The following is a 24,828-nucleotide window of genomic DNA, read 5'->3' as shown; positions in this document are numbered from 1 at the left end:
CTAGCTGTTCAGGTATGGTTGAGATGTTACCATTAATGCTATAAAAAAAGGCCACTTGAAGAGCATACCCTTCAAGTGGCCGGAGAGATTGTTAACCCCTAAAAACTGCTTATTGAGTGATTCGTTTTCGCAATTTTTCAGCAATTCGTTCCCCACGATAGGAAACAATGGTAATAGGGGAGCGACGAAACAGTTTTTCCGCCACCGATCCGGTAAAGGCATGCATCAGTTCTGATTTGGCCTTTACCCCCATAACAATCATATCAACATTCTCTTGTACAGCAACTTTCAATAATACCGTGGCAGGTCGTCCAACCTTAAAAACAAAGCGTACCCGCTCTTCATCTACATCAATGCCCGCCAGCATCTCCTCTAAAGCCTCAATCCGCTGTTTCTCTATTCCCTGAATATAATGTTCCTCGTCTACATCGTAGCCAAAAGAAGAGATGGTCTGGACCGCTTCCAGATCCCTTTCATTAATGACATTGATCAGAATGAGTTCTGCATCAAGTGCTTTTGCGAGTCCGGCAGCATATTCAAGAATACCCTTGGAAAAATCCGAGAATGCCAGTGGAACAAGTATTTTTTTTATTTCAGCCATAAGGGTTTGCTCCAATGTTGAAAAAAAGTTTTAGAGTACAGGTCGCCTTTGTTGTGCCGCTGCAGCAACCTGGGCTTCATCATGCGAAACCCGCGGACGCTGCATCAGGTACAGTATCCCATATAGCGCCAAACCGATAGGGTAGGTCCAGTATCGTTGGTCATGGGGCATTCCCAGCCATATAGCAATTTGGTCAGGCCGCATGAGGATAAAGGTCACAGAAAGAAAAAGAGGAATTTCCCAATACCTGTTTCGAGCTATAAACCATCCTTGTGTTGCCGAGGCAAAGGCAAAGTTACCGATACAAGTCATGACAAAGATTAAAATTCCTTGACTCCATGAAAACACATTATGCAGGATCAGGTCAGTGTTAAAAATAAACATGAAGGGGAGAATGGCGGTCCTTATATCATACATAAACCCCTGGATACCCGTCTGGATCGGTGGTGACTTGGCAATGGCTGCCGCAGCATAGGCTGCAAGACCAACCGGCGGGGTGTCGTCAGCAAGAATACCGAAATAAAAACAGAATAAATGCGCTGCCATAAGGGGGACAATAAACCCTTGCATGCCGCCTACACTGACGATTGCCGGGGCGGTGAGCGACGCCATGACGATATAGGTCGCCGTGGTGGGCAGTCCCATACCAATAATCAAACTGGCAAAGGCAGTAATACAAAGCATCAGCACTACATTACCCATGGAAAGCACATCAATGATTTCGGTAATGAGATTGCCAAGACCAAGGGCAACAACGCCGACAATAATACCAGCAGCAGCGGTTGCAAGAGCCACGGCAACCATATTTCTGGCTCCCGAAGCGAGCGCTTCAAGAATGTTTATTATTGATTGTTTGAATGCCGGGAGAATTGGCGTTTTATCTTTATAGGCTATAAATGGTTCCTGAACCAGCATAATAACAAACATAACCATGATGGCATTGAAAGCCGCAAGCTCAGGAGAATGCCTGACAACGATCAATTCATACAGCAGCATGGCAAGCGGAATCAAATAATGTACACCGCTGATCAACGTTTTAAAGAAAGGCGGGAGTTCACTTTTAGGCATCCCGCGAATACCCAGTTTAGATGCCTCGATATGGGATATAAAAAAGAGTGCGGCATACGAGGCAAAAGCAGGAACGGCTGCTGCTTTGACTACTTCGATATAGGGAACATTTACGTACTCGGCGATGATAAATGCCGCGGCCCCCATAATGGGTGGTGCCAATTGACCGTCAGTGGAGGCGGCAACTTCGACTGCAGCTGCTTTTGTTGCAGGATAGCCGACTTTTTTCATCATTGGGATCGTAAATGTCCCGGTGGTAACAATGTTGGCTATGGATGAACCTGACACTAAACCAGTTAAACCAGAGCCCATAATAGCAGCTTTGGCAGGACCACCTTTAAATCGACCAAGCAGACTAAGGGCAAGCTGTATAAAATAATGCCCAGCACCGGCTTTGTCCAGCATTGCACCGAACAAGACAAACAGAAAAACAATGGTCGCCGACACATCAAGGGGGATACCGTATATCCCTTCGGTGGACATGGTCATCTGGCCGACAAAACGGTCCAGGGATGTCCCCTTAAAGGCAATTAGATCCGGCATATAGGGGCCAAGAAAGGAATAAATAATAAAGCAGGTGGCAATAACCGGCAGGGCAGGACCGATGGTCCGCCGTGCAGCCTCAAGCAAGACTCCGACCAGGGCAAGACCGATGACAATATCCATGGTGGATGGCGAACCATAGCGGGTCACCAGTTCTTCATAATGGATCATCAAGTAAAGTGCACAATAGGCGGCAAAAAGGGCCAGCGCCATATCCAGTAGTGGAATTTTTTTATGCTCGGCAAAATATTTCAGACCGAAATAAGGCTTTTTTAGAAGAGGGTAATTGAGAAAAACCAGCGTAATGGCAAAGCCAAGGTGAATTGCGCGAATATAGGTGGAATCAATTAACAACCATTTGGGAAGGGAAAGCTGAAACAGGCTCCAGGCTATGGCTATGGTGGGGATGAGGTATTTTTGCCAGCCATCGGGTTTACGCCCTATACCTTCTTCTTCTTCAGCCAATCGTCGGGCTTCTTCAAACCCGTCTTCAACTTTTTCAATACGGATTTTGCTCATCAACTACCTCCTGTTGGTGGGGCGTATAACAGTAAAAAATGTGATCATTTCCCGCCGGATATCAGGAACGAGTCAATCCGGAGGAGAGCAACCGGATGATTCGGAGTACTACGGGCAAACAGGGGGAATGGAAACTAGTGCTTCCAGAAACTGGACCAGCTGAATCCAGCCGGAAAAAACCGGGCAACAGCTTGTTGCCGTTGCCCGGTGTACAACAATCAGACTTGACTTTTATTTCATCAAACCTGCTTCTTTATAATATTTCATCGCACCAGGATGAATAGGTGCAGAAAGCCCATCAAGCATGGCTTCCTTGGTCAGAGTGGAATACGCAGGATGCAATTTTTTGAATTCTTCAAAATTATCAAATACTTCTTTAGTAATTGCATACACAACGTCATCTGGTACTTTAACTGAAGTAACCAAAGTGGCTTTTACGCCAAAAGTAGGAACATCTGCATCATTCTGGGCACCTGGATACATGGCGACTGGAATAACAGACTTGGCGTAATAAGGGAATTTTTTCAGTAAATCATCAATACCGGTAATAGAAACAAAACGTACCTTTCGTGCACCAGAGGTAGCCTCTTTAAATGCTCCGCTTGGATGACCTACAGTGTAAAAGAATGCATCAATACGGCCGTCTTGGAGTATACCTGGAGCCTCGGAAGCTTTGATGCCTTCAGCGATGATATCTTTTTCAGGATCGATGCCGACAGCAGTAAATGCATCAATAGCATTCTGTCGTTGGCCTGAACCGGGGTTACCTAAGTTAACACGTTTCCCTTTGAGGTCTCTGATATCTTTTGCTCCAGCGTCAACTGCTGCCGCGAGGGTAACGGATTCGGGATGAATGGAAAAAACAGCGCGTAGGTCTTTCTGGGGACCCTTTTCCTTCCACTCGGCAAGACCTTCCATGGCCTGATACTGACGATCAGACTGAACAACGCCGAACTCAAGGTCACCATTCATGACCGCATTGACATTAAATACGGAACCGCCCGTAGATTCGACAGTAGCCCGGAGACCGTATTCTTTCTTCTTTTTGTTGACCATTTTAGCAATAGCGCCACCTGTGGGGTAGTAAACGCCTGTTATGCCACCGGTACCGATGGTGACAAACTGAGTTTTCGCCTGTGCTAAAGTAACAGTCATAAATACACCTGCTGCTACGGCAATTGATAGAAACAGTCCTCTTTTCATTCATACCTCCATTGAATTAGTCGTGGTGGATACCGCCTAACTATGTTGCAACAAACTATTTTTATATAGAATTCTTAGTTGGTTTACAAGCTATTCTTATATATTTGTGACTTTTTGCAACCCCGTGAAAAAAGGAGGAGAATTTCTTGATTTTTTTAAGCAGAACCTGTATTGCGGGGGGGGAGAATCAAGTGATGCCTTGCTTAAGTGCTTATCACTTTTACTATTCATTCTTTCCTCATTTACTTTCAACTGAATAACATGAAAGAAAAAGTAGAAAAACAAAACGTTACAGAGAATACAAGCGCAAAAAAAGAACCGCCTAAAAAAAAGAAATTGTATGACATTGCTTTTTACCATGACTGGTGTAAGGCATGTGGCATCTGTATTGCGTTTTGTCCAAAAAAAATTATTACTCCAGACAAATCGGGTAAACCGATGATTGAAGAGCCTGACAAGTGCATAGGTTGCCGCTTCTGCGAGATACATTGTCCTGACTTTGCCATCACAGTCTCTGATCGACGCCCCAAAAGGAGGAAAGACGATGTTTAACCAAGAAAATAAACGGCTTCTGCTCCAGGGTAACGAGGCTATTGCCTACGGTGCGCTTGCTGCCGGCTGTCGTTTTTTTGCCGGCTATCCTATTACTCCGGCGACTGAAATTTCTGAAATGCTTGCAACCATGCTGCCCCAGGTTGGGGGTACCTTTGTGCAGATGGAGGATGAAATCGCCAGCATGGGAGCAATCATAGGTGCCTCGCTTGCAGGAGAAAAAACCATGACAGCCACCTCGGGTCCCGGTTTTTCTCTTATGCAGGAAAATCTTGGCTATGCCTGCATTGCCGAAGTTCCCTGCGTGGTTGTTAACGTTATGCGTGGTGGTCCATCAACTGGGCTGCCAACCTGTCCTTCCCAGGGAGATGTACAGATGGCAAGGTGGGGCACCCATGGAGATCACCCTATCATTGTAATGGCTGTTTCTTCCGTGAGCGACTCCTTTTCCATTACCATCAAGGCTTTTAATCTTTCTGAACAATATCGGGTACCGGTAGTGCTGCTTTCAGACGAAGTAGTTGCCCACACAAGGGAGTGTGTCCAACTGCCTGACCAGAAGAGTATCAGGGTTGTAGATCGTATTCGACCAAGCGTTCCGCCCGACTGGTACAAACCTTACGAAGGTGATAACAGGGGGGTTCCCCATATGGCTGCTTTTGGTGATGGTTACCGTCACCATGTGACCGGACTTGTTCATGATGAGTATGGTTTTCCGACCCAAAAGCCCAACGAAGTCCAACAATTTCAAAATAGGCTTACCAAGAAAATCACGCGCGGTTTTTCTGAAATAATGATGACCAAGGGCTTCATGCTGGAAGATGCGGAGATTGCAGTCATAGCCTATGGTTCTGTAGCCAGATCAGCACTTAAAGCCGTAGAAGATGCTCGCAAACAGGGCGTAAAAGTTGGCCTGCTGCAGCTTATCACCCTTTTCCCGTTCCCACGAAGTCACGTTAGCCCACTACTGGAACAGTGCCGAGCCGTCTTGGTACCGGAGATGAACATGGGACAAATCAGCCGTGAGGTGCAACGCGTAAATCAAAATAAATGTGTTGTTGCCAAACATAACCGGATCGATGGCCAGTTCATCACTCCCAATGAAATTTACGCACAGCTGATCAAGCTTTAAGGAGACCTTATTATGGCAGTTACTGCACAAAAGATACGACACGAGTATCTACGCCACAATAAAAAATTTCCCCATGTATGGTGTCCTGGTTGCGGCAATGGTATTGTCATGGCCGCATTACTTAGAGCCATCTACAGAATGGAGATTAGCAAAGATGATGTTGTTCTCGCCTCTGGTATTGGCTGTTCCGGACGCATGCCTACCTACTTGGATTTTAATACGCTGCATACCACTCACGGTAGAGCACTGACCTTTGCCACCGGGGTAAAACTGGCAAAACCTGATTTGAACGTAGTTGCTATTATGGGTGACGGTGATGCTACAGCCATTGGCGGCAATCACTTTATCCATGCAGCCCGCCGCAACCTTAATCTTACCGCCATAATTATCAATAATTCCATTTATGGTATGACCGGTGGTCAATATTCGCCGACAACACCTTTTGGGTCTACCTCGACAACCTCTGTCTATGGTCATATTGAGCACGATTTTTCCATTGCTGAGCTTGCTGTAACCGCCGGCGCCTCATTTGTTGCCAGAGCAACGGTTTATCACGGTGAGCTAATGGACCGACTCATCGAGCAAGCCATGCGGAAAAGAGGCTTCGCTGTTGTTGAAGTTATCTCCAACTGCCATGTTCAATATGGACGGCGCAATAAACTCGGCGGGGCCGTTGACATGCTCACCAGTTTCAAGGAAAATTCAATTACGGTCAGCAAGGCTGAAAAACTTTCACCCGAAGAACTGGAAGGAAAAACCACTATTGGGGTTCTTACTGACAGAGAAATGCCGATTTCAACCGAAGAGTATAAGAAAGTCCGTGAGCGGGCCAGCAAAACAAAGGGTAAGATATGAATGCACTCAAAACTATAACCGATAGATATGAGCTGCGTTTCAGCGGTTCCGGCGGCCAGGGACTTATTACTGCTGCGGTGGTCTTCTCCGAAGCGGTTGGCGTTTATGATGGCAAATACGTATGCCAGACCCAAAGTTACGGACCGGAAGCGCGGGGAGGTAAATCAAAGGCTGAAGTGGTTATCAGTGAGACACCTATTGATTACCCGAAATCGTTAAATCTTGATTTCCTGTTAGCCATGAATCAGGCAGCATGCGATGCATACTTTTACGATCTCAATGCCGATGGCTTGCTTCTAGTTGACTCAACCCTCGTTGAACAGTACCCTACCAGCAGAATAATAGGGATTCCATTTACCGACATTGCCAAAAATGAACTCGGCAAAGAAGTGGTGGCCAACATGGTCGCCTTGGGGGCTGTCGGCAGACTATGTCAAAAAGTAAACCTGGAAAACCTTGAGAAAGCGCTGCTGCAAAGGGTGCCGAAAGGGACTGAAAAGCTCAACTCAAAAGCATTGCAACGTGGCATTGAGGAAGCAGAAAAAATTGACGTTCTGGGGCTCCCTCGTTCTATAATCACCGACGATGATGAGGTATAATATGAAAGTCGTGGCTTTTAATGGCAGTGCCCGGAAAAACGGTAATACTGCTGTGATGATCAATACCATTTTTGAAGAACTGGAAAAAGAAGGTATTCAAACAGAATTAATTCAGCTTTCCGGTGAGCATCCGCACGGCTGTATTGCCTGTTATCAATGTTTTAAGCTAAAGAATAAAAAATGTATCGTCGATATCGACTGCATCAACTCGTGTATTCAAAAAATGGATGAAGCTGATGGTATCATCCTTGGTTCTCCAACCTATTTTGCTGATATCAGTACAGAAATGAAGGCGTTGATCGATAGAACCGGCATGACGGCCAGAGCAAACGGTGATTTGTTCAAACGGAAAATCGGTGCAGCCGTAGTGACCCAGAGACGTGGTGGAGCCATCCATGCCTTTGATACGATGAATCACTTTTTCACCATCAGTCAAATGATTATTGTGGGTTCTTCTTACTGGAATATAGGCGTTGGCAGAGAAAAAGGTGAGGTTTCAGACGACACCGAAGGTATCAACACCATGCGCGATCTGGGAATAAACATGGCGTGGGCGCTTAAGAAACTAAGAGGATGATGCCGCGGGATTGCACGATGCTTTTTTAAACGCATAAACGAAGACCAACCTGCTTTACATGCTAATACAAAGCAGGTTGGTTTGTGCGACTATTATTTAGAACGAAGAAAACACTCTCTAAGGTGCTTCAACTTTTTTTACATGCGGAGCGACAGACAATGCTTGCGATTTGCGAAGAATGTTCAAAAAAATACAATATAGACGAATCTAAAATGAAAAGTGATCGTGCAAGATTCGCCTGTTATGAATGCGGCCATATAATTGTTGTCGCAAAATCACCAACAAAAAACAATACAGAGCGCCCTTCGGTGGAAGCGCTTTCCAAAGACGCATAAACAAACAGACTCAAATATTTTTACCAGCTACAGGATAAGCCGCAAGTAATGTGAGATAACCTGAAACATAGCTCTACCTTATTCACAAGGATGCATACTCTCGTACCCAAAATAAAGAAACATCTCTAAAAAAACAAATATTCCTAGCAACAAGCGGCCACGAGATATAATCTGTTATTTTTTAACGACATAGCTTGAATTTATTTTTCAAAAAAGATTTATTAATGAGTGTAGGTAAGCTTGACGGCCTTCACCTGACTAAAATCCTTACTCAATGGCAGATAATCCTTTTGTGGACTTCTACAACTAATGAATCTTTCATGTTTGCCAGGTCCTCTACTACAATACGGCTTGATGTAAAACATGTTACTTCCCAAAGAAAAACCTTTTCTTAAAGGGTTAAACAGTTATTACCTTAATCTGGAAAAGCTGGCCGAACACCTCCAAGGTGAAATCGGCTCTGGTTGTATTCATGGGAAAGCGGTCTCTCGGGAAATTCTGATCTATTTTGATGAAAGCGAAATAATTCGTTGTCTTTTACAAGAAAACAAAAAAAAAGCGCAGTCATTTTCAGACCTTGCTGTCATCAGTGAAATTTTTCTGCAAAGCAGTTTCATTGTTAACATCTATTACCTTGACCCCAATGCTATCTTCTTCTGGGGGCATATGCAGCCTTTTCAAAGGGCTAAATCAGCACTGAAATCATCAGAAATCCCTCTGCCGGATCTCATATTTCGACTTCGCCAAAAAAACTTTTCCGGATTTATAGATGTAAAAATCACCAACAAACCAGACAGTGGTCTGCTTTTTTTCCATGAAGGTGCAAGAATAGGCGGTTCCTATTCCTGGGCCAAAGGCGGGATGAGCAAATCCGATGAAAATTATAATATTCTGTTAAGCAGGGTACAGGCAGGAGAGGGAAGCTTTACTTTTGGCTCATACATTAAGGAAAACACCTCAGTAGAGGCAAAACAAACCCCTGCCAGGTCAACGGTCAAAAAAGCAGAGCCAAGGGTAGTTAATCCGGTCTCTTCGGAATTACGACCTGCATTGGAGGAATTGCTCTTTTTTTTCATCCAGACCATGCAGGAGAAGGGTGAAAAAAACCCTGTGAAGCTCCTTAATGAGTACATTCAATCCCAACTCGACACCTATCCCTACCTTGACCCTTTTATGGGATATTTTGAGTATAGCAGAGGTACTGTAAAATTTTCATCTGACGCACCAAAGGAGAAAATAGTGCGGGCAATTATTGTATGCGCATGGGCTCTTGTCCGTGCTTACCATGCAGAAGGGAATTTTAAAGCAAAAATATCCACCATGCGTAACAAGAGCGTGCTCGAATCTCGCAACATTGCTATTGAGCTATAGCAACAGCCTAAAGGAGGGTTGATCGATTTTCATCCCATTCCTTACCGGCCAACTGCCCGCAGGCTGCTGAAATATCATCGCCACGACTCTGACGTATAAAAACCGTAAAATCATGCTCCCTCAATATTGCTTGAAAACGAAGTATCCGCTGGCGGCTCACCTTTAATGCACTGTTTTCTTCTCCACTGTTAATTGCCAACAAGTTTATTTTACACGGAATCGCCACAAGCAATTCTGCAAGCTTATGGGCATCTGCATCGGTATCGTTCACACCCGGCACCAAAGTGTACTCAAACATAATTCGTTTGCGTTTTTTCTGCGGATATTTCCTGCAAGCCTCAATCAAGTCTGCAATCGGGTATTTTTTGTTAACAGGCATGACCGAACTCCTGGTCGTGTCATCAACGGCATGAAGCGATATCGCCAGGTTCACATTAGTAGCTGTGCCAAGTTGCAGCATCTGCGGAATCAACCCACAGGTAGAAACGGTTATCCGACGTTCTGAAAAATCAAGTCCACGTTGCTCAGTCAAAATCGATATTGAATCAAGCAAATTATCAAAGTTTGCCAGCGGCTCCCCCATACCCATAAAAACCAGGTTGGACAACTTTCCTCTGTCATTATGCTCCATCCAGTCTCGAACAGCACATACCTGGTTGACAATTTCGGCAGTGGAAAGATTTCTGGAAAACCCCATTTTCCCGGTTAAACAAAAGGTACAGCCCATGGCACACCCCACCTGAGTGGAGACACACAGTGTGTTCCGGTCTTCTTCCGGAATCAGGACAGACTCAATAACATGGCCATCCTCCAGGCGAAAGCCGAACTTGACCGAGCCGTCACGGGATATTTCAATGACTGCCTGGTCGAACCTACTCATGCGAGCAGCGTGTTCAAGAACCTTGCGGAATTTTTTCGCCAGATCCGTCATCTGTTCAAACTCTGTTATCCCGGCTTTGTAAATCCAAGCCAGTAGTTGGCGCCCACGAAATGCAGGTTGCTCGAGTGATTCAACAAAGTTTACCAGTTGTTCCTGGGTAAGGTTTTTCAAATCTGTTTTTTCTTGATGTGCACACATGGCTTTTTATAACAAACGAAAACTTTCATCTTTAAGGTTAAGTGTCCCATTGAGGGCGCTATCGATAGTCGCAAGCATAGCTTCTTTGTCTTTAGGCAGACGACCACTGAGGGAAAAATAATTTGACGCGTGATTTGCCTGAAACTGAGCTCGTTTAAGCTCGATTGCGGAAAGCATCATTCGCAATTCATGAAACAATTGCCCCTGATCAAGTGGTTGAAAACGGCGAGCCTGCAACTCTCTAAACAGCGGCGTATTGTCCAGTATCATCAGTGTAAGAACGGCTATCTGGCTTGGTTCCATTTGGTTAAGAACTGCTGCCGTTGCTTGAGCATGATCCAAGGAAGCCTCAATTCCAGCAATACCAAGCAGACAGGTAACAGAAAGAAACATCCCGGCAGCCCGGACACGTCTACCTGCCGTTACCATCTGTGCGCCATCAACGCCTTTACCGATTTTGCGCAATGTAGAATCATGACCGCTTTCCAGCCCCATATAAATGCGACTCAGACCCAGCTCTTTATATCGGCAAAGCTGCAGATCGCTTTTTCCCTCTATATTATGACAGTTAGCATAAGATGCAACACGCCTTACCCAAGGCAGCATTTGCCGAATAGAGGTAAGAAGCTGCACCATCAATTCATGGGGCAAGGCAAGGGCATCACCATCAGCAAGAAACATTGTTTTTTGCCGGGTACACCATCTGGCGGCAAATTCCAGATCATGTTGAATAGTTGACCACTGCTTAACCCCATAGCTTTTCTCACGATATGCTCCACAAAATGTGCAGTGATTATGAGAGCACCCCGTAGTTACCTGCAGGATAATGGAATTTGCTTCGCTGGGGGGACGTATAATATCGCCCTGATAATCCATGATAAACGTTCTTTAGTAACAGAGAGACCTGGTGATTTTTTCAACAAACAGGCCAAGAGACCTCTGACAGAGGGTGGGAGAACAACGGGGAAGGAGGCTGTACCGCGGTTTTTTCTCCGGGGTACAGCCTTTCTTTTTGCTATCCGTTATTTTTGGCAAAATCCGCCATAAAATCAACAAGTTTCTCAACACCTTCCCGTGGAAAGGCATTGTAAATAGATGCCCGGCATCCGCCTATGGAGCGGTGTCCTTTTAAGCCATCCAGACCAACAGCAGCAGCTTCAGCAATAAACTGCGCCTCCAGTTCCGGAGTCGGCAGATTAAAGGCGACATTCATCAGAGATCTTGAATCTTTTTCAGCGTGTCCTCGATAAAAATCAGTGCTGTCAATGGCTGAATATAACAGAGCAGCCTTTTCCTGGTTGATTTTTTCAATACCCGGAATCCCACCAAGCTCCTTCAACCAATTCATAACCCTGCCAACACAGTAAATAGGAAAACAAGGAGGTGTGTTAAACATGGAGTCCTTGTCTGCATGGGTTTTGTACTTGAGCATGGTCGGTACGGTTTCTGCTGCACGGTCCAGCAGATCTTCTCGAATAATCACCAAGGTAACTCCGGCAGGTCCCATGTTTTTTTGAGCACCGGCAAAAATAATTCCGAATTTAGAAACATCAACAGGTCGAGAAAAAATATCTGATGACATATCTGCAATCAGCAAAGCATTTTTGTCCGGCATATGAGGAAACTGGGTGCCGTAAATGGTGTTATTAGTAACAAAGTAGAGGTACTCACTCTGCTCGCTCACACTGTATTCACCATCTGTGGGCACACGATTAAACGATTGGTCTTCGCTCGAATAGGCTACCTCTATATCTCCGAAGAGTTTCGCCTCTTTGATTGCTTTTTTGGACCAGGTGCCTGTATTCAGATACGTTGCTTTTTTCCCAGGCCCAAGCAGGTTCATGGGAATCATAAAAAACTGGGAAGAGGCACCACCCTGCAGAAAAAGTACCTTGTAATTATCAGGCACTCCCAAAAGTTGTCGTATCAGACGATCGGTCTCATCAGCAATGGCCATAAACTCTTTTGAGCGATGACTCAATTCGATAAGGCCAATCCCCTTGTCATTGTAATTGACAATATCAGTAGCTGCTTCCTGCAGTACGGAATAGGGCAGGGTAGCCGGCCCTGGGCTGAAATTATATATTCTCTCAGGCATAGTGTTCTCCTTATTAAAAATGATGACGAACAGAAAGAGTGCAGTAAGTGCAATTGGAGTACTGGTAAATCTTACTGGTGGTGAATTTGACGTATTGCTTCGTACAAAACTATTCCGGCGGTCATTGCTAAGTTGAGACTGCGAATCCGGGAATTACTCATCGGAATTGTATAACAACGGTCATGGTACAGTGCAAGAATTTCTTCCGGAACGCCTTTCGTTTCCTTGCCGAAAATCAGTTTTGCCCCTTCTGAAAAAACAGCTTGCGTGTAGCTTCGCTGTACCTTGGTCGTAAGAAAAAACAGCTCACTTTCATCTTGTTGTTCAAGAAATGTATTCAAGTCAGGCCAATGGTTAATAGACACATATTCCCAATAATCAAGCCCTGCTCGCTTAAGATGCTTATCATCGACGCTGAATCCTAAGGGGTGGATAAGATCAAGCACGGCATCGGTTGCCCCACACAATCTGGCTATAGATCCAGTGTTTGGCGGTATTTCTGGTTCGACAAGAACGATATGCAGCGGTTTCATAATCCCTTCCGGCAAGGTTGGCGGTAACAGTTAAGGACACGTTTGTACATGATAATGATTGAGGTTGCAAATTTAAAAAATCGTCTTACATTCATGTGTTGCTTTTAAGGTACGGCCTTGGAGTGTGGTATAAAAACAGTTTGCTCACAAAAAACATCTGTTTATCCAGAAGGTTTCTGCCCACTATTTGCTCATTGTATGGGGTTTCATCTATTATAGAGGCGAGCCTTCGTAGTATCTTGAAGACACCGTTTTTCAGGATTTTTTAAATTTATAAAAATCCACCCAACATCTCGATATGTGGTTACGCAGTAACACTACCTCGCATCGGCAAGATAGTGTTACGCCGTCATCATCAAGTTTTAACAGTTGGAATATTTCTGATGCACAGGTAGATATATGGCGCTCATAGTTCAAAAATTCGGCGGCACCTCGGTGGGGTCCGTTGAAAAAATCCAGGCAGTGGCTGACAGAGTTATTGCCGAACATAAAAAAGGCAACCAAATGGTTGTCGTTCTCTCGGCAATGTCCGGAGAAACAGATAGATTAACAGGACTTGCACAAGCTGTCCAGAATCGCCCCAGTTCCAGAGAAATGGACATGTTATTGTCAACAGGGGAGCAGGTGACGATTGCTCTGCTTGCAATGGCTGTTAAAGAAAGGGGAGTGGACGCCGTAGCACTGCTAGGCGATCAGGTCTCGATCCACACCGATTCTACCCATACCAAAGCACGCATAAAAAATATTGATTCTCACCTGATAAATGAACACCTTAACAGTGGTAAAATTGTTACTATTGCCGGGTTTCAGGGAGTGGATGACCACGGTAACATCACAACACTTGGCCGCGGTGGATCAGACACGACCGCTGTTGCCCTGGCTGCAGCCCTGGAAGCCGATGCCTGTGAAATATTCACTGATGTTGAGGGGGTCTATACAACTGACCCGAACATCTGCACTAAAGCACGAAAAATTAATCAAATCTGCTATGATGAAATGTTAGAACTTGCCAGCCTTGGGGCCAAGGTTCTTGACATCAGAGCTGTGGGCCTTGCAAAAAAGTACAAGGTTCCGGTTCATGTTCGATCTACTTTTACTGATACTATTGGCACCTGGGTGGTTGATGAGGATAAAATTATGGAATCTTTGCTTGTATCCGGCATTACATATAACAAAAATGAAGCTCGAATAACTATCAAGAAGGTGCCGGATCGTCCCGGAACTGCCTCACAAGTCTTCCTTCCGATTTCTGATGCGGAAATCCTCGTCGACATGATTATCCAGAATACCCGTGACGGTCACCTGACAGACATGACTTTCACTGTTATGCGCAATGATTATGAACGGGCCATGGAAATCGTCACCGAAATTGCCCAAGATATTGGTGCTGGTTGCGTTACCGGTGATCAACACATCGCCAAGGTGTCCATTGTCGGCGTTGGCATGAGGAATCATTCCGGAATTGCTTCAACAATGTTCCACATCCTGTCGAAAGAAGGGATAAACATGATGATGGTCTCCACTTCTGAAATCAAGGTATCTTGTATTATCGACGAGAAATACACAGAGCTTGCCGTTCGCGCGCTGCACGATGCGTTTGCCCTTGATAAAGACAACATGCCGCTTGAGGAAACCAACTAGTATATGAGTAGATCCATAGAAATTTACGATACGACCTTGAGGGATGGAACCCAGGCCGAAAATTTCAACCTTTCAGTGGATGATAAAGTAAAGATATCCAAACAGCTTGACCGTTTGGGTATCGATTTTATTGAGGGTGGATGGCCGGGCTCCAATCCGCTTGCCATAGATTTTTTTCGTAAAATGCAGGGTGTTGAACTCAGGCATGCAAAATTAACTGCCTTCGGCTCAACGCGGCACTTTCACAACAAAGCGGAACAGGATCAAAACCTGCTGGCACTTGTTGATGCCAAAACCCCTGCTATCACTATTTTCGGGAAAAGCTGGGATATTCATGTGACCGAAGCCTTGCGGATCAGGCTGGAGGACAACCTCCGGATTATCGAAGATTCTCTAGCTTTTTTACGACCCCAGGTCCAGCACCTCATCTATGATGCCGAACATTTTTTCGACGGTTTTAAGAACAATGCCGAGTACTGTCTGGCGACCATAGGCAGTGCTGTTAGAGGCGGTGCGGAAACCATTGTCCTTTGCGATACCAACGGGGGGACTTTGCCCCATGAAATCCCTGCTATCATCAGCAAAGTAAAAGAATATCTTGCTGATCTGGGATCACAGGTCAAGCTTGGCATTCATTCTCATAACGATTCTGAAACAGCGGTTGCTAACGCATTGATCAGCATTAATCTCGGCCTTGATCAAGTGCAGGGAACTATCAACGGTTTTGGCGAACGATGCGGTAACAGCAATTTGACCTCTATTATTCCTGCGCTGGTTTTTAAGATGGGGATGGAATGCGAAGTAAAAAATAATATCGACCAACTCTGCACCACGTCACGCCTGGTGGACGAGCTTGCCAATCTACCCCATGATCAATATCAGCCCTATGTCGGCGAATCAGCTTTTGCCCACAAGGGAGGCATTCACGTTAGTGCCGTCCAAAGAAACCCATTAACCTACGAGCATATAGAACCAGAGAAAGTCGGCAATATTCGCAGGGTCCTGATTTCGGATCAGGCAGGCCGGGCAAACATCATGTCCAAGGCCAAAAAATACGGTATTTCTCTGGAACCGGATGATCCACTGATGTCCTCCATCATTAACGAATTGAAAGAACGTGAAAATCAGGGATACCAGTATGAGGCGGCTGAGGCAAGTTTTGAACTTTTAATGCGGCGCACCCTTGGGCTGCAACGCAAATTTTTTAAGCTCGAAGCCTTCAGGGTTATGAACCACAGATACAGTATGGGCAGACCGCCTGTTACCGAAGCCACTATCAGGTTACATGTCGGTGGAAGTGAGGTACACACAGCCGCTTTGGGCGATGGGCCGGTCAATGCTTTGGACAAGGCGCTTCGAAAAGCATTGACCCGCTTTTATCCCAGTTTAAACGACATGGAACTGGTTGACTACAAAGTGCGGGTATTGACGGGAGAATACGGTACCGGCGCTCAAGTACGCGTGCTTGTTGACAGCACGGATGCCGCGAACCGCTGGGGAACCGTTGGTGTTTCCGTCAACATCATTGAAGCCAGCTGGCAAGCACTTGTTGACAGCATTAATTACAAATTGCTCAAGGATGACAAGACAAAGCGATAGTGAGGGTGGCATAAACACTCCCTATGCCCACTGCAAGGACAAGCGTGTGCTTGCCCTTGCAGTTTTAGGGGGCCTGCTTTTCATAACTCCTTGGCTCAATCAGCAGCAAATCGCGCCAACACAGAAAAATCTATACATCCTTGATGGGCAACACCTCTATGTACAACGCCTCGCAGCCGGCACCGAATTGGAACCAATCACCGATGTTCAATCGCTGCAACGCAATGCCGGACACCCTACAGGCTCTGCAACGGCGACCGCCAATCAGCCCGTTTCTCCGGCATTGTTAAGTCGCTTTTTCAACTTTGGGTTCCCTTTAAACAAGGCTACAATGAAAGAGTTAGAACTTTTACCGGGTATAGGACCCAGCCTTGCGCGAGAGATTTACACCCATAGGATGCAGTCTGGTAACTTTACTTCTATCCACGAGTTACAGGCAATACCCGGTATCGGCGAGAAAACTTTACAGAGGCTGAAGCCTCTTCTTGATTTTGGACAATGAGACAAAAACAACAAATCATCTCAACACCTGTAATTGTTCTTGTCGGTCCGACAGCTATTGGCAAAACAGCACTTTCACTCAGGATAGCTGAGCAGTTCCACTGTGAAATTATCTCCATGGATTCGATGCAGGTCTACCGCTACATGGATGTAGGTACGGCCAAGGCATCACTCGAAGAACGTACACAGGTACCACATTATCTCATTGATATCTGCGATCCAGACGAGCAATATAATGCAGCACGGTTTGTCAATGATGCATTGGATGCCATAAACGATATCGCTGCAAGAGGCAAGGTTCCTTTAATCACCGGTGGAACCGGTCTCTATCTTTCTTCGCTCCTCAATGGTTTGTTCACGGATGTTCCAGTACAGGAATCCGTTCGACTGGAAGTTCGTAAGCGATATGAAGAGAAGGGGAGGGAAGCAGCATATGCCGAACTATTACAGATAGATGCAGTGGCAGCTGAGCGAATACATATCAATGACACACAGCGCCTCCTAAGAGGGCTGGAGATATTTCACAGTACCGGTATTCCATGGTCCCGACATCTGGAATCTCAACAACAGCAGCAGCCACCAATATCTTTTCAGCACCTGCTTGTCATTGGATTGACCTGTGAGCGCTCACGGCTGTACGAACGGATTGAAAAAAGGGCAGGGATAATGATGAAGACCGGCCTTATGGAAGAAGTGAAAAAGCTCCAAAAAATGGGCTTTAACGACCAGCTTACGTCTATGCAGGCAATTGGCTACCGACATGCGGTTCAATATCTCAACGGTTCACAGCCACTTGAAGAAACAATCAAAGAGCTTGTCCGCGATACCAGAAGGTATGCAAAACGGCAAATGACATGGTTTCAAAAACAGAGGCAACTACAGTGGTATGAACAAGATAATGACGCTGCTGTTCTTGCTGATATTCAGCGCATGATACAAAAAGCGCAGAGGTAACATTTTGCCGGACAACCTATCATTGCATAAGAGCGCCAGCCCGCCACAGAGTAACGACAGTGAATACAGCCAGTTAGCAGGCAAATTTAACCTACCGCTTCCTCTTGCAACTATTCTTTATAACCGTGGTTTTAAAGCAGAGGAAAAAATAGAGAATTTCCTTTATCCGGACTTTGCCCACCTGCCCAAACCAGAGCAAATGCTAGGCATGGCAGATGCAGTTGCATGTATCGTAAGGGCATGTGAACAATCAAAACACATCATCATCCATGGCGACTACGATGTAGATGGCGTAACGGCTACCGCATTACTGGTGAAATTCTTTCAGGGGATTGGCCTGGAGGCAACCTATTATATTCCCAACCGACTCACTGACCATTACGGTTTTACAACGAATTCCGTCGACAACATACAAGCACAAATAGGCGATGAACCTACCCTGCTGATCACTGTAGATTGCGGCATCACCGCGCATGACACCGTAGAATATGCTAGAGAAAAAGGGTTGGAAGTCATCATTACCGATCACCACGAGCCGGCAGACATTCTTCCTGATGCAGCGGCAGTTATAAATCCTAAACAAAGCCAGTGCTGTTTTCCTTTCAAAGAACTGTCTGGAGTAGGGGTGGCCTTCTTTTTCGTTGCAGCTGTACGCAGGGCACTGATTGAAAAAAACTTTTGGAAAAATTCCGCTGCCATACCCAACCTCAAACAATATCTTGACCTCGTCGCTCTTGGCACGATAGCAGACGTTATGCCACTTGAAGGGACAAACAGAATTCTGGTACGAGCCGGCCTTGAGGTGCTGAACCAAAAAAGACGAGTTGGTATTTTCACCCTTGCTGAACAGTGCGGCATGTACCAGGCCGACCTCATCCAAGCCGAAGACGTCTCCTTTAAATTGGCACCCCGTATTAACGCTGCCGGAAGAATGGGCAAGACGGAGCATGCGATTAAGCTGCTGCTCACAGACGAAATGGCGGTGGCAAAAAGATCCGCGAGCAAGCTTGAAAAGCTTAACTCGACGCGTAAAAAACTTGAACGTAGTGTTTTAGAAGAAATTTTTTCAGAATGTGAAACACTAAAAAAAGAGGGCGCATTCGCCCTTACCATTTTTCACAAATCCTGCCATCCTGGAATTCTCGGCATTGTTGCTTCGCGTATTGTCGATAAATTTGATTGTCCGGCCATTGTTGTTACCATGGAACATCCAGGCGACAGCGAAAACTGCATCCTCAAAGGATCGGGGAGATCTATTGAAGGGATAAATATTTACCAAAAATTAGGATTATGCAGTAAATATCTTGAGCAATTTGGAGGCCACCCCATGGCTATTGGCGTGACCTTGCATCAGGAAGCATTTCCAGCTTTCAGGGCAGCCTTTGACGATTGTTGTACGGAAAAGGACAGTTCGATGAGTGCGCGACAGATCTACGTGGACTATGAGCTCACTTCAGAAGACCTCACATCGGATACATTGCTCGCCAAATTGCAACTTTTCCAGCCTTTTGGAGAGGCAAATCCAGAACCCCTTTTCGCCCTTAAACAGGTTTACCTGAAAAACGTGAAAGATGTAAGCGGACATTTAAAATTCTCTCTTCCAACCGCATCTAGCAATGCAGTCAATGGCATTGGTTTTTATCTGGCAGAGAAAATTACCACTGTAAAAGAAGGGCCTGTAGATATTATTTTTAAACTCAAACGATCCTCCTACAGAGGGGTACAGCGTAAAGAAATACAGTTAGTTGATGTATGCAAACCCAACCAGACAAAAATTTAACATAATATATATTATGCGACATTGCAACATTCTAGAAATCATGTCTGCCTGATATGATTGAACATTTCAAGTTAAACATAGATAAACAAGGCTCTGCACAACGCCTTTAAAATATTAATAACCCCAGGAACGCCATGAACAGAGACATTTACCAAGAGCCACTTGTTTCCCGATACACCAGCAAAGCCATGCAGGAACTTTTTAGTGAGCGCTTTAAATTTACTCACTGGAGAAAATGCTGGATTGCACTTGCCGAAGCACAACATGAACTCGGTTTAGCAGCTGTGACGGAGGAAATGATTAATGAGCTCAAAGCAAATGTTGACAACATCAACTTTGATGTTGCTATTGAAAAAGAAAAAGAAATCCGCCACGACGTTATGGCTCATGTCTTTGCCTACGGCCGGCAATGCCCTCTGGCTGAGCCCATTATTCATCTGGGAGCAACATCACAGTTTGTAGTCTGCAACACCGATCTTATGGTGCAGAAGCTGGCTCTTGGCCTGATAAAGCAATCCCTTTTGCGTGTTATTCAGAATCTTGCCACTTTCAGCCTACAACAAAAAGCAACAGCCACCTTGGGTTATACCCACTATCAACCAGCCCAACCGACCACTGTTGGTAAAAGAAACACGCTCTATATCCAGGACCTTATTATGGATCTGGAATATATTGAACACCTTGAAAAACAAATCAAGGCACGCGGTGCCAAAGGCACAGTCGGCACGCAAGCCACTTTTATTGAACTCTTTAATGGCGACCATGAAAAGGTACGCGAGTTGGATAGACGGGTTGCCGAGAAACTTCATTTTGATAATGTTTTTTCAGTCACCGGGCAAACCTATCCCCGAAAATTGGATATGAAAACCAGTGAAACTCTTGCCGGCATTGGTAGTTCTGCTCATAAATTCGCAGTCGACCTACGGTTGCTCTCTAACCTCAAAGTTCAAGAAGAACCCTTTGCGAGTAAGCAGGTTGGCAGCTCAGCCATGGCCTACAAGAGAAACCCCATGCGCTCTGAAAGAATGACCGGACTTGCACGAAAGCTCATGGGACTACCGGCTAATTTCGGGGCAACCGCTGCTAACCAATGGTTTGAAAGGACCTTGGATGATTCTGCAATTCGCCGAATGGATATAGCCCAGGCATTCTTATTGACCGATGCCATTTTAAAGCTATATATTAATATTACTAATGATATGGTTGTATATCCGAAACAAATTGAAAAATATCTTCGCGAAGAACTTCCGTTTATGGCGACAGAAAAAATTCTTATGGCCTGTGTCGAGCGTGGCGAAAGTCGCCAGGAAATGCACGAAATCATACGCGAATATTCTGTTGAAGCCGGCGCTGCTGTGAAAAATCATGGTGTTGCCAATGATCTGCTACAGCGGCTCGGGAACGATGACCGCGTTCCTTTTGGTCAAAAAGAGCTGGATGACCTGCTTGGCAACTATCAGGAATTTACAGGACGAGCTGCTGAACAGACAGAAGAATACCTTCAGGAAGAAGTACAACCACTGCTGGAAAAACACAAGGATGCATTATCCGGAGACATTGACTCAACCTTAACTGTGTAGGACATCTAGTTGAAAAAAGAAGTTTTTAACGCCACCACTTACACTATATATCTTCGTGTACGCAAAGAAAAAATTGGCTGGTTAAAATTTATTATTGAAGGGTATGATGGGCTTGCGACACTATCAACCCTATCAGTATCTGAAGGGTTAATCAAAATCTGGACAACCCACTCTTCTCTTGCACAGTTGTTCGCTCTGCTCAACGCTGTTGCAGGAGAGGTAACGCCCTTCCCTACTCCAACACATGTTGCTCCTCTTGGCTGATTATTCATGGAAAAAAGACTCTATATAAAAACCTTTGGCTGCCAGATGAACATACGGGATTCTGAAATCATTGAGCAGCTTCTAGCCCAGGATGGCTATCTTGCCGTGGATGCGCCGGATCATGCCGATGTTATTATTCTTAACACTTGCAGTATACGTGCAAAAGCCGAGCAAAAAGTATTCAGCCTTCTAGGTCAACTCCGCGACACAAAAAAACAGCATCCCAACCTTCGTATTGGAGTTGCTGGTTGTGTTGCCCAGCAGGAAGGCGACCAGATCTTTAAGCGAATGCCCCATGTTGATTTTATTGTCGGCACCCAGCAAATCTACCAACTGCCCGAAATCCTTTATCGACTCAATGAGGGACAGACAGTGCATGAAAAGGCTACAGATCTTGACAATACCTTCTCTATCCCTCCCTTCCAGCAACTTCTGACCAATAAAACCACCCCCAAAGCGTCTGCTGAGAGCGGATTAAAACGTTTTGTTACCATTATGCAGGGGTGTAACAACTACTGTAGCTATTGTGTGGTGCCCTACACCAGAGGAAGGGAAATCAGTCGTCCTGTAACTGACATTGTAGAAGAAGTAGAGATTCTAGTAGACCAGGGAGTAAAAGAGATAACCCTTCTCGGGCAAAACGTTAATTCCTATGGCATGACTAATGCTGTTGCGGACACACCTGTTTCCTTTGCCCAATTATTGCGCCAGGTTGCTGCAGTTAAAGGACTCGGACGACTCAGGTTCACCACCTCCAACCCCAAGGATCTTTCCGAAGATCTTATGCGCTGTTTTGCAGAGCTCGAAAATCTGTGTCCCCATTTTCACCTTCCTGTTCAATCAGGCTCAAATCGCATTTTGGCACTGATGAACCGGAAATATACCATTGAAGAATACCTTCAAAAAGTTGAAACTCTCCGTTCCTATCGTCCTGAAATCGCTCTTGCTACCGATATGATCATTGGTTTTCCAGGAGAAACAGATGCCGATTTCGAACAAACCGTCGACTTACTCAAAACTGTCCAATATCACGGTTCTTTTTCCTTTAAATATTCGGATCGTCCCTTCACTCGATCAGCCGATTTTCCTGATAAAGTGCCTGAAGAGGTAAAAAGCGAGCGATTGAGGATTTTCCAAAACCTGCAGGATGAAATCAGTCTTGCTCGGAATAATGATTACTTAGGTCACAAAGTGGAAGTAATGGTGGAAACCGTTACTGCAAAAGAGTGCAAGGGGCGCACCTCGACAAATCATATTGTTCATTTCGTTCAACCCCGGGATACCCTCGCCCCCGGTGATATCGCGCATGTAACGATCAATCATGCCGGTAAACACTCCTTGAAAGGGCTAATCACTTGACAACACCTTCTATTGGCGGCTAAAAGAACTTTTCCTATTAACCATTTTGATACTATGAGCATCATAGGTATAAAAATGATTGAACTCCACACGCATACTTTTTATAACGATGGTGCCCTGATTCCTTCGAACACCTTCGCCGAGTTGAAATGAGGCTGTCGCCATCCGATTGAGTAAAGAGCGTTATCAGCAGCTACGCAAAGATATGCAGCAACTCGTCAATGCTCTTTAATATATCTGACTAATTGACTGGTCCCGGATCTCTGCCGCGGGGCTATTCTTCATTCTACACCTTTGCAGTAAATTGCTAATGAATTGACAATATATTGGTTTTTATGTAAATAATGACATTCCATTCCTAAAAACATTCTTCCTTCTCTGGAAAAATGCTAACAATCCGTTCACAAAAGGAGGTCTCGCTTGACTGGTTTTGAAGCTATTACACACCATAATGGATGGGCTATGGCAGTAGTGGGTGCAACGATTGTAATATCCGGTCTTGCCATCCTGTCCCTTATTATTTCTCAACTACACAAAGTCATCGGCTTATTGGAGAAGAAAAATAAAGCTCCTGTGGTTGAGATTCCCGAAGAAAATTTAAAAGAATCAGCTTCTGCTGAAAATTGCCCCGCTAACATCGAAGTTACGCTGGAATTATATCGACCTTTAATCGAGGAACTTGATGAACAGTTCCAACTTGCCGACCTTTATGCGCTTGCTAAAAAATATCATCTGCACCACCCCCATCTTTCGATTCGGTGTCTCCGTGATTCCGGCACACTCGAATCCTTAGGCGATGGCTTTTTCCGCTTGGTAGGGTAAATTTTTTCTTTTTTTGTATCTGTTTAAGGGAGGAACGAATATATGGAGCTTCTGGAACTGTTTTTACAATTTTTTAGCAACACCGGATTTTTCCTTGCTGATTATCGCAATATCATCATGCTGGTAATCGGCATTGTCTTTGTTTATCTTGCCATCGCCAAAGAATACGAACCACTGCTGCTATTGCCCATTGGCTTTGGAGTTATTGTCGGCAACATTCCTTTTTTCAAAGGTTTCGGCATCGGTATTTATGAGGCAAACAGTGTTCTCCATTATCTGTACTTTGGTGTTACTTCAGGTGTCTACCCCTCAATAGTTTTCTTGGGGCTTGGTGCCATGACCGACTTTTCATTTTTACTCAGCAATCCCAAATTGATGCTTTTGGGAGCGGCTGCTCAGATGGGCATTTTCTTTACCCTGTTAAGTGCGTTGGCACTTGGATTCGCCCCCAATGAAGCCTCGTCCATTGCTATTATTGGTGGTGCAGACGGTCCAACTTCCATCTTTCTGACAGCTAAGCTCGCTCCTGAACTTATCGGTCCCATAGCGATTGCTGCCTATTCGTATATGGCTCTGATACCCATTATCCAGCCGCCGATAATGAAACTGCTCACAACCCACAAAGAGCGGGTCATTCGCATGCCGGACCTTCGCGAGGTTTCCAAAAAGGAACGCCTGATCTTTCCTGTGGTGGGTATCATCCTGTGCTGCTTTCTCGCACCTGCATCCATTCCATTGCTTGGCCCGTTCTTCTTCGGTAACCTGATGAAAGAAAGTGGTGTGGTAGAACGCCTGGCCCAGACTGCCCGCACAGCTGTCATAGATACCGCAACAATCTTTTTGGGTTTTACGGTTGGTGCAAGTACCCAGGGTGATGTTTTTCTCAATCCTAAATCAATTGGTATTTTTATCCTCGGCGCAGTCGCTTTTAGTATCGCCACCGCATCCGGAGTTATCTTTGCCAAAATAATGAACCTGTTTCTCAAACGAAAAATCAATCCGCTGCTCGGTGCTTCAGGCGTTTCCGCAGTTCCCGGATCTGCTCGTGAAGTCCACATGATGGGATTGAAATCCGACCCGACCAACTACCTGTTAATGCATGCTATGGCCTGCAACTCCTCCGGTGTAATCGGCTCAGCCATATGTGCAGGTATTTTATGGAGCTTTAACATGAAATAGCTTCCCTCTTAACAGATTTTCTACAAAAAAGCGGTTTCTCAAAATAGGGGAAACCGCTTTTTTTGTATTCAATCAAGTAAGATAC

The 24,828-nt window shown here is 45.2% G+C and carries 24 protein-coding genes; 17 read left to right on the top strand and 7 right to left on the bottom strand.

Annotated elements, in window-relative coordinates:
- Positions 1–109: 109 nt before the first annotated feature.
- The 3 genes from ACHZCY_RS02550 to ACHZCY_RS02540 all read right to left on the bottom strand — a co-directional run bounded on the left by ACHZCY_RS02550 (position 110) and on the right by ACHZCY_RS02540 (position 3,934).
- Entirely contained in the window at positions 110–601 is a 492-nt protein-coding gene (locus ACHZCY_RS02550) for a universal stress protein (protein WP_205221299.1), read from the bottom strand.
- 30 nt (positions 602–631) lie between these two features.
- Positions 632–2,731, bottom strand: a complete 2,100-nt coding sequence (locus ACHZCY_RS02545; protein WP_319547722.1) for a TRAP transporter permease — start codon at positions 2,729–2,731, stop codon at positions 632–634.
- Positions 2,732–2,962: 231 nt separating this feature from the next.
- Positions 2,963–3,934 carry a TAXI family TRAP transporter solute-binding subunit gene (locus tag ACHZCY_RS02540; RefSeq protein ID WP_319547721.1) on the bottom strand — a complete coding sequence of 324 codons (972 nt, stop codon included), beginning with the start codon at positions 3,932–3,934 and terminating at the stop codon, positions 2,963–2,965.
- 261 nt (positions 3,935–4,195) lie between these two features.
- On the opposite strand from ACHZCY_RS02540, the gene ACHZCY_RS02535 reads away from it, so the two are divergent.
- The 7 genes from ACHZCY_RS02535 (at position 4,196) to ACHZCY_RS02505 (ending at position 9,355) form a co-directional block, all read left to right on the top strand.
- Entirely contained in the window at positions 4,196–4,486 is a 291-nt protein-coding gene (locus ACHZCY_RS02535; protein WP_205221296.1) for a 4Fe-4S dicluster domain-containing protein, read from the top strand.
- Positions 4,479–5,618, top strand: a complete 1,140-nt coding sequence (locus ACHZCY_RS02530; protein WP_205221295.1) for a 2-oxoacid:acceptor oxidoreductase subunit alpha — start codon at positions 4,479–4,481, stop codon at positions 5,616–5,618. The genes ACHZCY_RS02535 and ACHZCY_RS02530 overlap by 8 nt, the downstream gene beginning before the upstream one ends.
- A 12-nt stretch (positions 5,619–5,630) precedes the next feature.
- Entirely contained in the window at positions 5,631–6,473 is an 843-nt protein-coding gene (locus ACHZCY_RS02525) for a 2-oxoacid:ferredoxin oxidoreductase subunit beta (protein ID WP_205221294.1), read from the top strand.
- Positions 6,470–7,072: a 2-oxoacid:acceptor oxidoreductase family protein gene (locus tag ACHZCY_RS02520; protein WP_205221293.1), complete on the top strand. Its 603-nt coding sequence runs from the start codon at positions 6,470–6,472 to the stop codon at positions 7,070–7,072. The genes ACHZCY_RS02525 and ACHZCY_RS02520 overlap by 4 nt, the downstream gene beginning before the upstream one ends.
- A 1-nt stretch (position 7,073) precedes the next feature.
- Positions 7,074–7,649 carry a flavodoxin family protein gene (locus ACHZCY_RS02515; protein WP_205221292.1) on the top strand — a complete coding sequence of 192 codons (576 nt, stop codon included), beginning with the start codon at positions 7,074–7,076 and terminating at the stop codon, positions 7,647–7,649.
- A gap of 158 nt (positions 7,650–7,807) precedes the next feature.
- Positions 7,808–7,984, top strand: coding sequence for a zinc-ribbon domain-containing protein (locus ACHZCY_RS02510; RefSeq protein ID WP_319547720.1), 177 nt, complete (start codon positions 7,808–7,810; stop codon positions 7,982–7,984).
- A gap of 363 nt (positions 7,985–8,347) precedes the next feature.
- Positions 8,348–9,355 carry a hypothetical protein gene (locus tag ACHZCY_RS02505; protein ID WP_205221290.1) on the top strand — a complete coding sequence of 336 codons (1,008 nt, stop codon included), beginning with the start codon at positions 8,348–8,350 and terminating at the stop codon, positions 9,353–9,355.
- 7 nt (positions 9,356–9,362) lie between these two features.
- On the opposite strand, the gene rlmN is transcribed toward ACHZCY_RS02505, so the two are convergent.
- From rlmN to ACHZCY_RS02485, 4 genes are all read right to left on the bottom strand, one after another.
- Positions 9,363–10,433, bottom strand: a complete 1,071-nt coding sequence (gene rlmN / locus ACHZCY_RS02500; RefSeq protein ID WP_205221289.1) for a dual-specificity RNA methyltransferase RlmN — start codon at positions 10,431–10,433, stop codon at positions 9,363–9,365.
- A gap of 6 nt (positions 10,434–10,439) precedes the next feature.
- Complete coding sequence (locus tag ACHZCY_RS02495) at positions 10,440–11,309, bottom strand: radical SAM protein (protein ID WP_319547719.1); 870 nt, start codon at positions 11,307–11,309, stop codon at positions 10,440–10,442.
- A gap of 139 nt (positions 11,310–11,448) precedes the next feature.
- Positions 11,449–12,531, bottom strand: a complete 1,083-nt coding sequence (gene serC / locus ACHZCY_RS02490; protein ID WP_319547718.1) for a 3-phosphoserine/phosphohydroxythreonine transaminase — start codon at positions 12,529–12,531, stop codon at positions 11,449–11,451.
- 71 nt (positions 12,532–12,602) lie between these two features.
- Positions 12,603–13,064: a tRNA (cytidine(34)-2'-O)-methyltransferase gene (locus tag ACHZCY_RS02485; protein WP_205221286.1), complete on the bottom strand. Its 462-nt coding sequence runs from the start codon at positions 13,062–13,064 to the stop codon at positions 12,603–12,605.
- Positions 13,065–13,463: 399 nt separating this feature from the next.
- On the opposite strand from ACHZCY_RS02485, the gene ACHZCY_RS02480 reads away from it, so the two are divergent.
- The 10 genes from ACHZCY_RS02480 (at position 13,464) to ACHZCY_RS02435 (ending at position 24,743) form a co-directional block, all read left to right on the top strand.
- The gene (locus tag ACHZCY_RS02480) at positions 13,464–14,705 is read left to right on the top strand and encodes an aspartate kinase (RefSeq protein ID WP_319547717.1); all 1,242 of its coding nucleotides are present in this window, start codon (positions 13,464–13,466) and stop codon (positions 14,703–14,705) included.
- A gap of 3 nt (positions 14,706–14,708) precedes the next feature.
- A complete protein-coding gene (gene cimA, locus ACHZCY_RS02475; protein ID WP_319547716.1) occupies positions 14,709–16,304 on the top strand; it encodes a citramalate synthase in 1,596 nt (531 codons plus the stop codon).
- The gene (locus ACHZCY_RS02470) at positions 16,285–16,806 is read left to right on the top strand and encodes a ComEA family DNA-binding protein (protein WP_319547715.1); all 522 of its coding nucleotides are present in this window, start codon (positions 16,285–16,287) and stop codon (positions 16,804–16,806) included. Before cimA ends, ACHZCY_RS02470 begins: the two co-directional genes overlap by 20 nt.
- A complete protein-coding gene (miaA, locus tag ACHZCY_RS02465) occupies positions 16,803–17,759 on the top strand; it encodes a tRNA (adenosine(37)-N6)-dimethylallyltransferase MiaA (protein WP_319547714.1) in 957 nt (318 codons plus the stop codon). The genes ACHZCY_RS02470 and miaA overlap by 4 nt, the downstream gene beginning before the upstream one ends.
- A gap of 4 nt (positions 17,760–17,763) precedes the next feature.
- Positions 17,764–19,539 (top strand): single-stranded-DNA-specific exonuclease RecJ, encoded by a 1,776-nt coding sequence (gene recJ, locus ACHZCY_RS02460; RefSeq protein ID WP_319547713.1) that lies wholly within the window; start codon positions 17,764–17,766, stop codon positions 19,537–19,539.
- A 134-nt stretch (positions 19,540–19,673) separates the two neighbouring features.
- Complete coding sequence (purB, locus tag ACHZCY_RS02455) at positions 19,674–21,119, top strand: adenylosuccinate lyase (protein WP_205221280.1); 1,446 nt, start codon at positions 19,674–19,676, stop codon at positions 21,117–21,119.
- A gap of 9 nt (positions 21,120–21,128) precedes the next feature.
- Positions 21,129–21,383 carry a DUF4911 domain-containing protein gene (locus tag ACHZCY_RS02450; RefSeq protein WP_205221279.1) on the top strand — a complete coding sequence of 85 codons (255 nt, stop codon included), beginning with the start codon at positions 21,129–21,131 and terminating at the stop codon, positions 21,381–21,383.
- 6 nt (positions 21,384–21,389) lie between these two features.
- Positions 21,390–22,742: a tRNA (N6-isopentenyl adenosine(37)-C2)-methylthiotransferase MiaB gene (gene miaB, locus ACHZCY_RS02445; RefSeq protein WP_319547712.1), complete on the top strand. Its 1,353-nt coding sequence runs from the start codon at positions 21,390–21,392 to the stop codon at positions 22,740–22,742.
- Between the two features lie 420 nt (positions 22,743–23,162).
- Complete coding sequence (locus ACHZCY_RS02440; RefSeq protein ID WP_232370884.1) at positions 23,163–23,564, top strand: OadG family protein; 402 nt, start codon at positions 23,163–23,165, stop codon at positions 23,562–23,564.
- Between the two features lie 42 nt (positions 23,565–23,606).
- Complete coding sequence (locus ACHZCY_RS02435; protein ID WP_319547711.1) at positions 23,607–24,743, top strand: sodium ion-translocating decarboxylase subunit beta; 1,137 nt, start codon at positions 23,607–23,609, stop codon at positions 24,741–24,743.
- Positions 24,744–24,828: the final 85 nt, after the last annotated feature.

Source organism: Desulfogranum marinum (genome assembly GCF_963675105.2).
In the GTDB taxonomy this organism is placed as follows: domain Bacteria; phylum Desulfobacterota; class Desulfobulbia; order Desulfobulbales; family Desulfobulbaceae; genus Desulfogranum; species Desulfogranum marinum.
Note: the sequence above shows the minus strand (reverse complement) of the source record. Positions and strands in the feature narration are given on the sequence as shown.

Excerpts from the sequence above, each read along its gene's own strand:
- ACHZCY_RS02550 (WP_205221299.1), bottom strand. The coding sequence starts at position 601 with ATGGCTGAAATAAAAAAAATACTTGTTCCACTGGCATTCTCGGATTTT.
- ACHZCY_RS02545 (WP_319547722.1), bottom strand. The coding sequence starts at position 2,731 with ATGAGCAAAATCCGTATTGAAAAAGTTGAAGACGGGTTTGAAGAAGCC.
- ACHZCY_RS02540 (WP_319547721.1), bottom strand. The coding sequence starts at position 3,934 with ATGAAAAGAGGACTGTTTCTATCAATTGCCGTAGCAGCAGGTGTATTT.
- ACHZCY_RS02535 (WP_205221296.1), top strand. The coding sequence starts at position 4,196 with ATGAAAGAAAAAGTAGAAAAACAAAACGTTACAGAGAATACAAGCGCA.
- ACHZCY_RS02530 (WP_205221295.1), top strand. The coding sequence starts at position 4,479 with ATGTTTAACCAAGAAAATAAACGGCTTCTGCTCCAGGGTAACGAGGCT.
- ACHZCY_RS02525 (WP_205221294.1), top strand. The coding sequence starts at position 5,631 with ATGGCAGTTACTGCACAAAAGATACGACACGAGTATCTACGCCACAAT.
- ACHZCY_RS02520 (WP_205221293.1), top strand. The coding sequence starts at position 6,470 with ATGAATGCACTCAAAACTATAACCGATAGATATGAGCTGCGTTTCAGC.
- ACHZCY_RS02515 (WP_205221292.1), top strand. The coding sequence starts at position 7,074 with ATGAAAGTCGTGGCTTTTAATGGCAGTGCCCGGAAAAACGGTAATACT.
- ACHZCY_RS02510 (WP_319547720.1), top strand. The coding sequence starts at position 7,808 with ATGCTTGCGATTTGCGAAGAATGTTCAAAAAAATACAATATAGACGAA.
- ACHZCY_RS02505 (WP_205221290.1), top strand. The coding sequence starts at position 8,348 with ATGTTACTTCCCAAAGAAAAACCTTTTCTTAAAGGGTTAAACAGTTAT.
- rlmN (WP_205221289.1), bottom strand. The coding sequence starts at position 10,433 with ATGTGTGCACATCAAGAAAAAACAGATTTGAAAAACCTTACCCAGGAA.
- ACHZCY_RS02495 (WP_319547719.1), bottom strand. The coding sequence starts at position 11,309 with ATGGATTATCAGGGCGATATTATACGTCCCCCCAGCGAAGCAAATTCC.
- serC (WP_319547718.1), bottom strand. The coding sequence starts at position 12,531 with ATGCCTGAGAGAATATATAATTTCAGCCCAGGGCCGGCTACCCTGCCC.
- ACHZCY_RS02485 (WP_205221286.1), bottom strand. The coding sequence starts at position 13,064 with ATGAAACCGCTGCATATCGTTCTTGTCGAACCAGAAATACCGCCAAAC.
- ACHZCY_RS02480 (WP_319547717.1), top strand. The coding sequence starts at position 13,464 with ATGGCGCTCATAGTTCAAAAATTCGGCGGCACCTCGGTGGGGTCCGTT.
- cimA (WP_319547716.1), top strand. The coding sequence starts at position 14,709 with ATGAGTAGATCCATAGAAATTTACGATACGACCTTGAGGGATGGAACC.
- ACHZCY_RS02470 (WP_319547715.1), top strand. The coding sequence starts at position 16,285 with ATGACAAGACAAAGCGATAGTGAGGGTGGCATAAACACTCCCTATGCC.
- miaA (WP_319547714.1), top strand. The coding sequence starts at position 16,803 with ATGAGACAAAAACAACAAATCATCTCAACACCTGTAATTGTTCTTGTC.
- purB (WP_205221280.1), top strand. The coding sequence starts at position 19,674 with ATGAACAGAGACATTTACCAAGAGCCACTTGTTTCCCGATACACCAGC.
- miaB (WP_319547712.1), top strand. The coding sequence starts at position 21,390 with ATGGAAAAAAGACTCTATATAAAAACCTTTGGCTGCCAGATGAACATA.
- ACHZCY_RS02435 (WP_319547711.1), top strand. The coding sequence starts at position 23,607 with ATGGAGCTTCTGGAACTGTTTTTACAATTTTTTAGCAACACCGGATTT.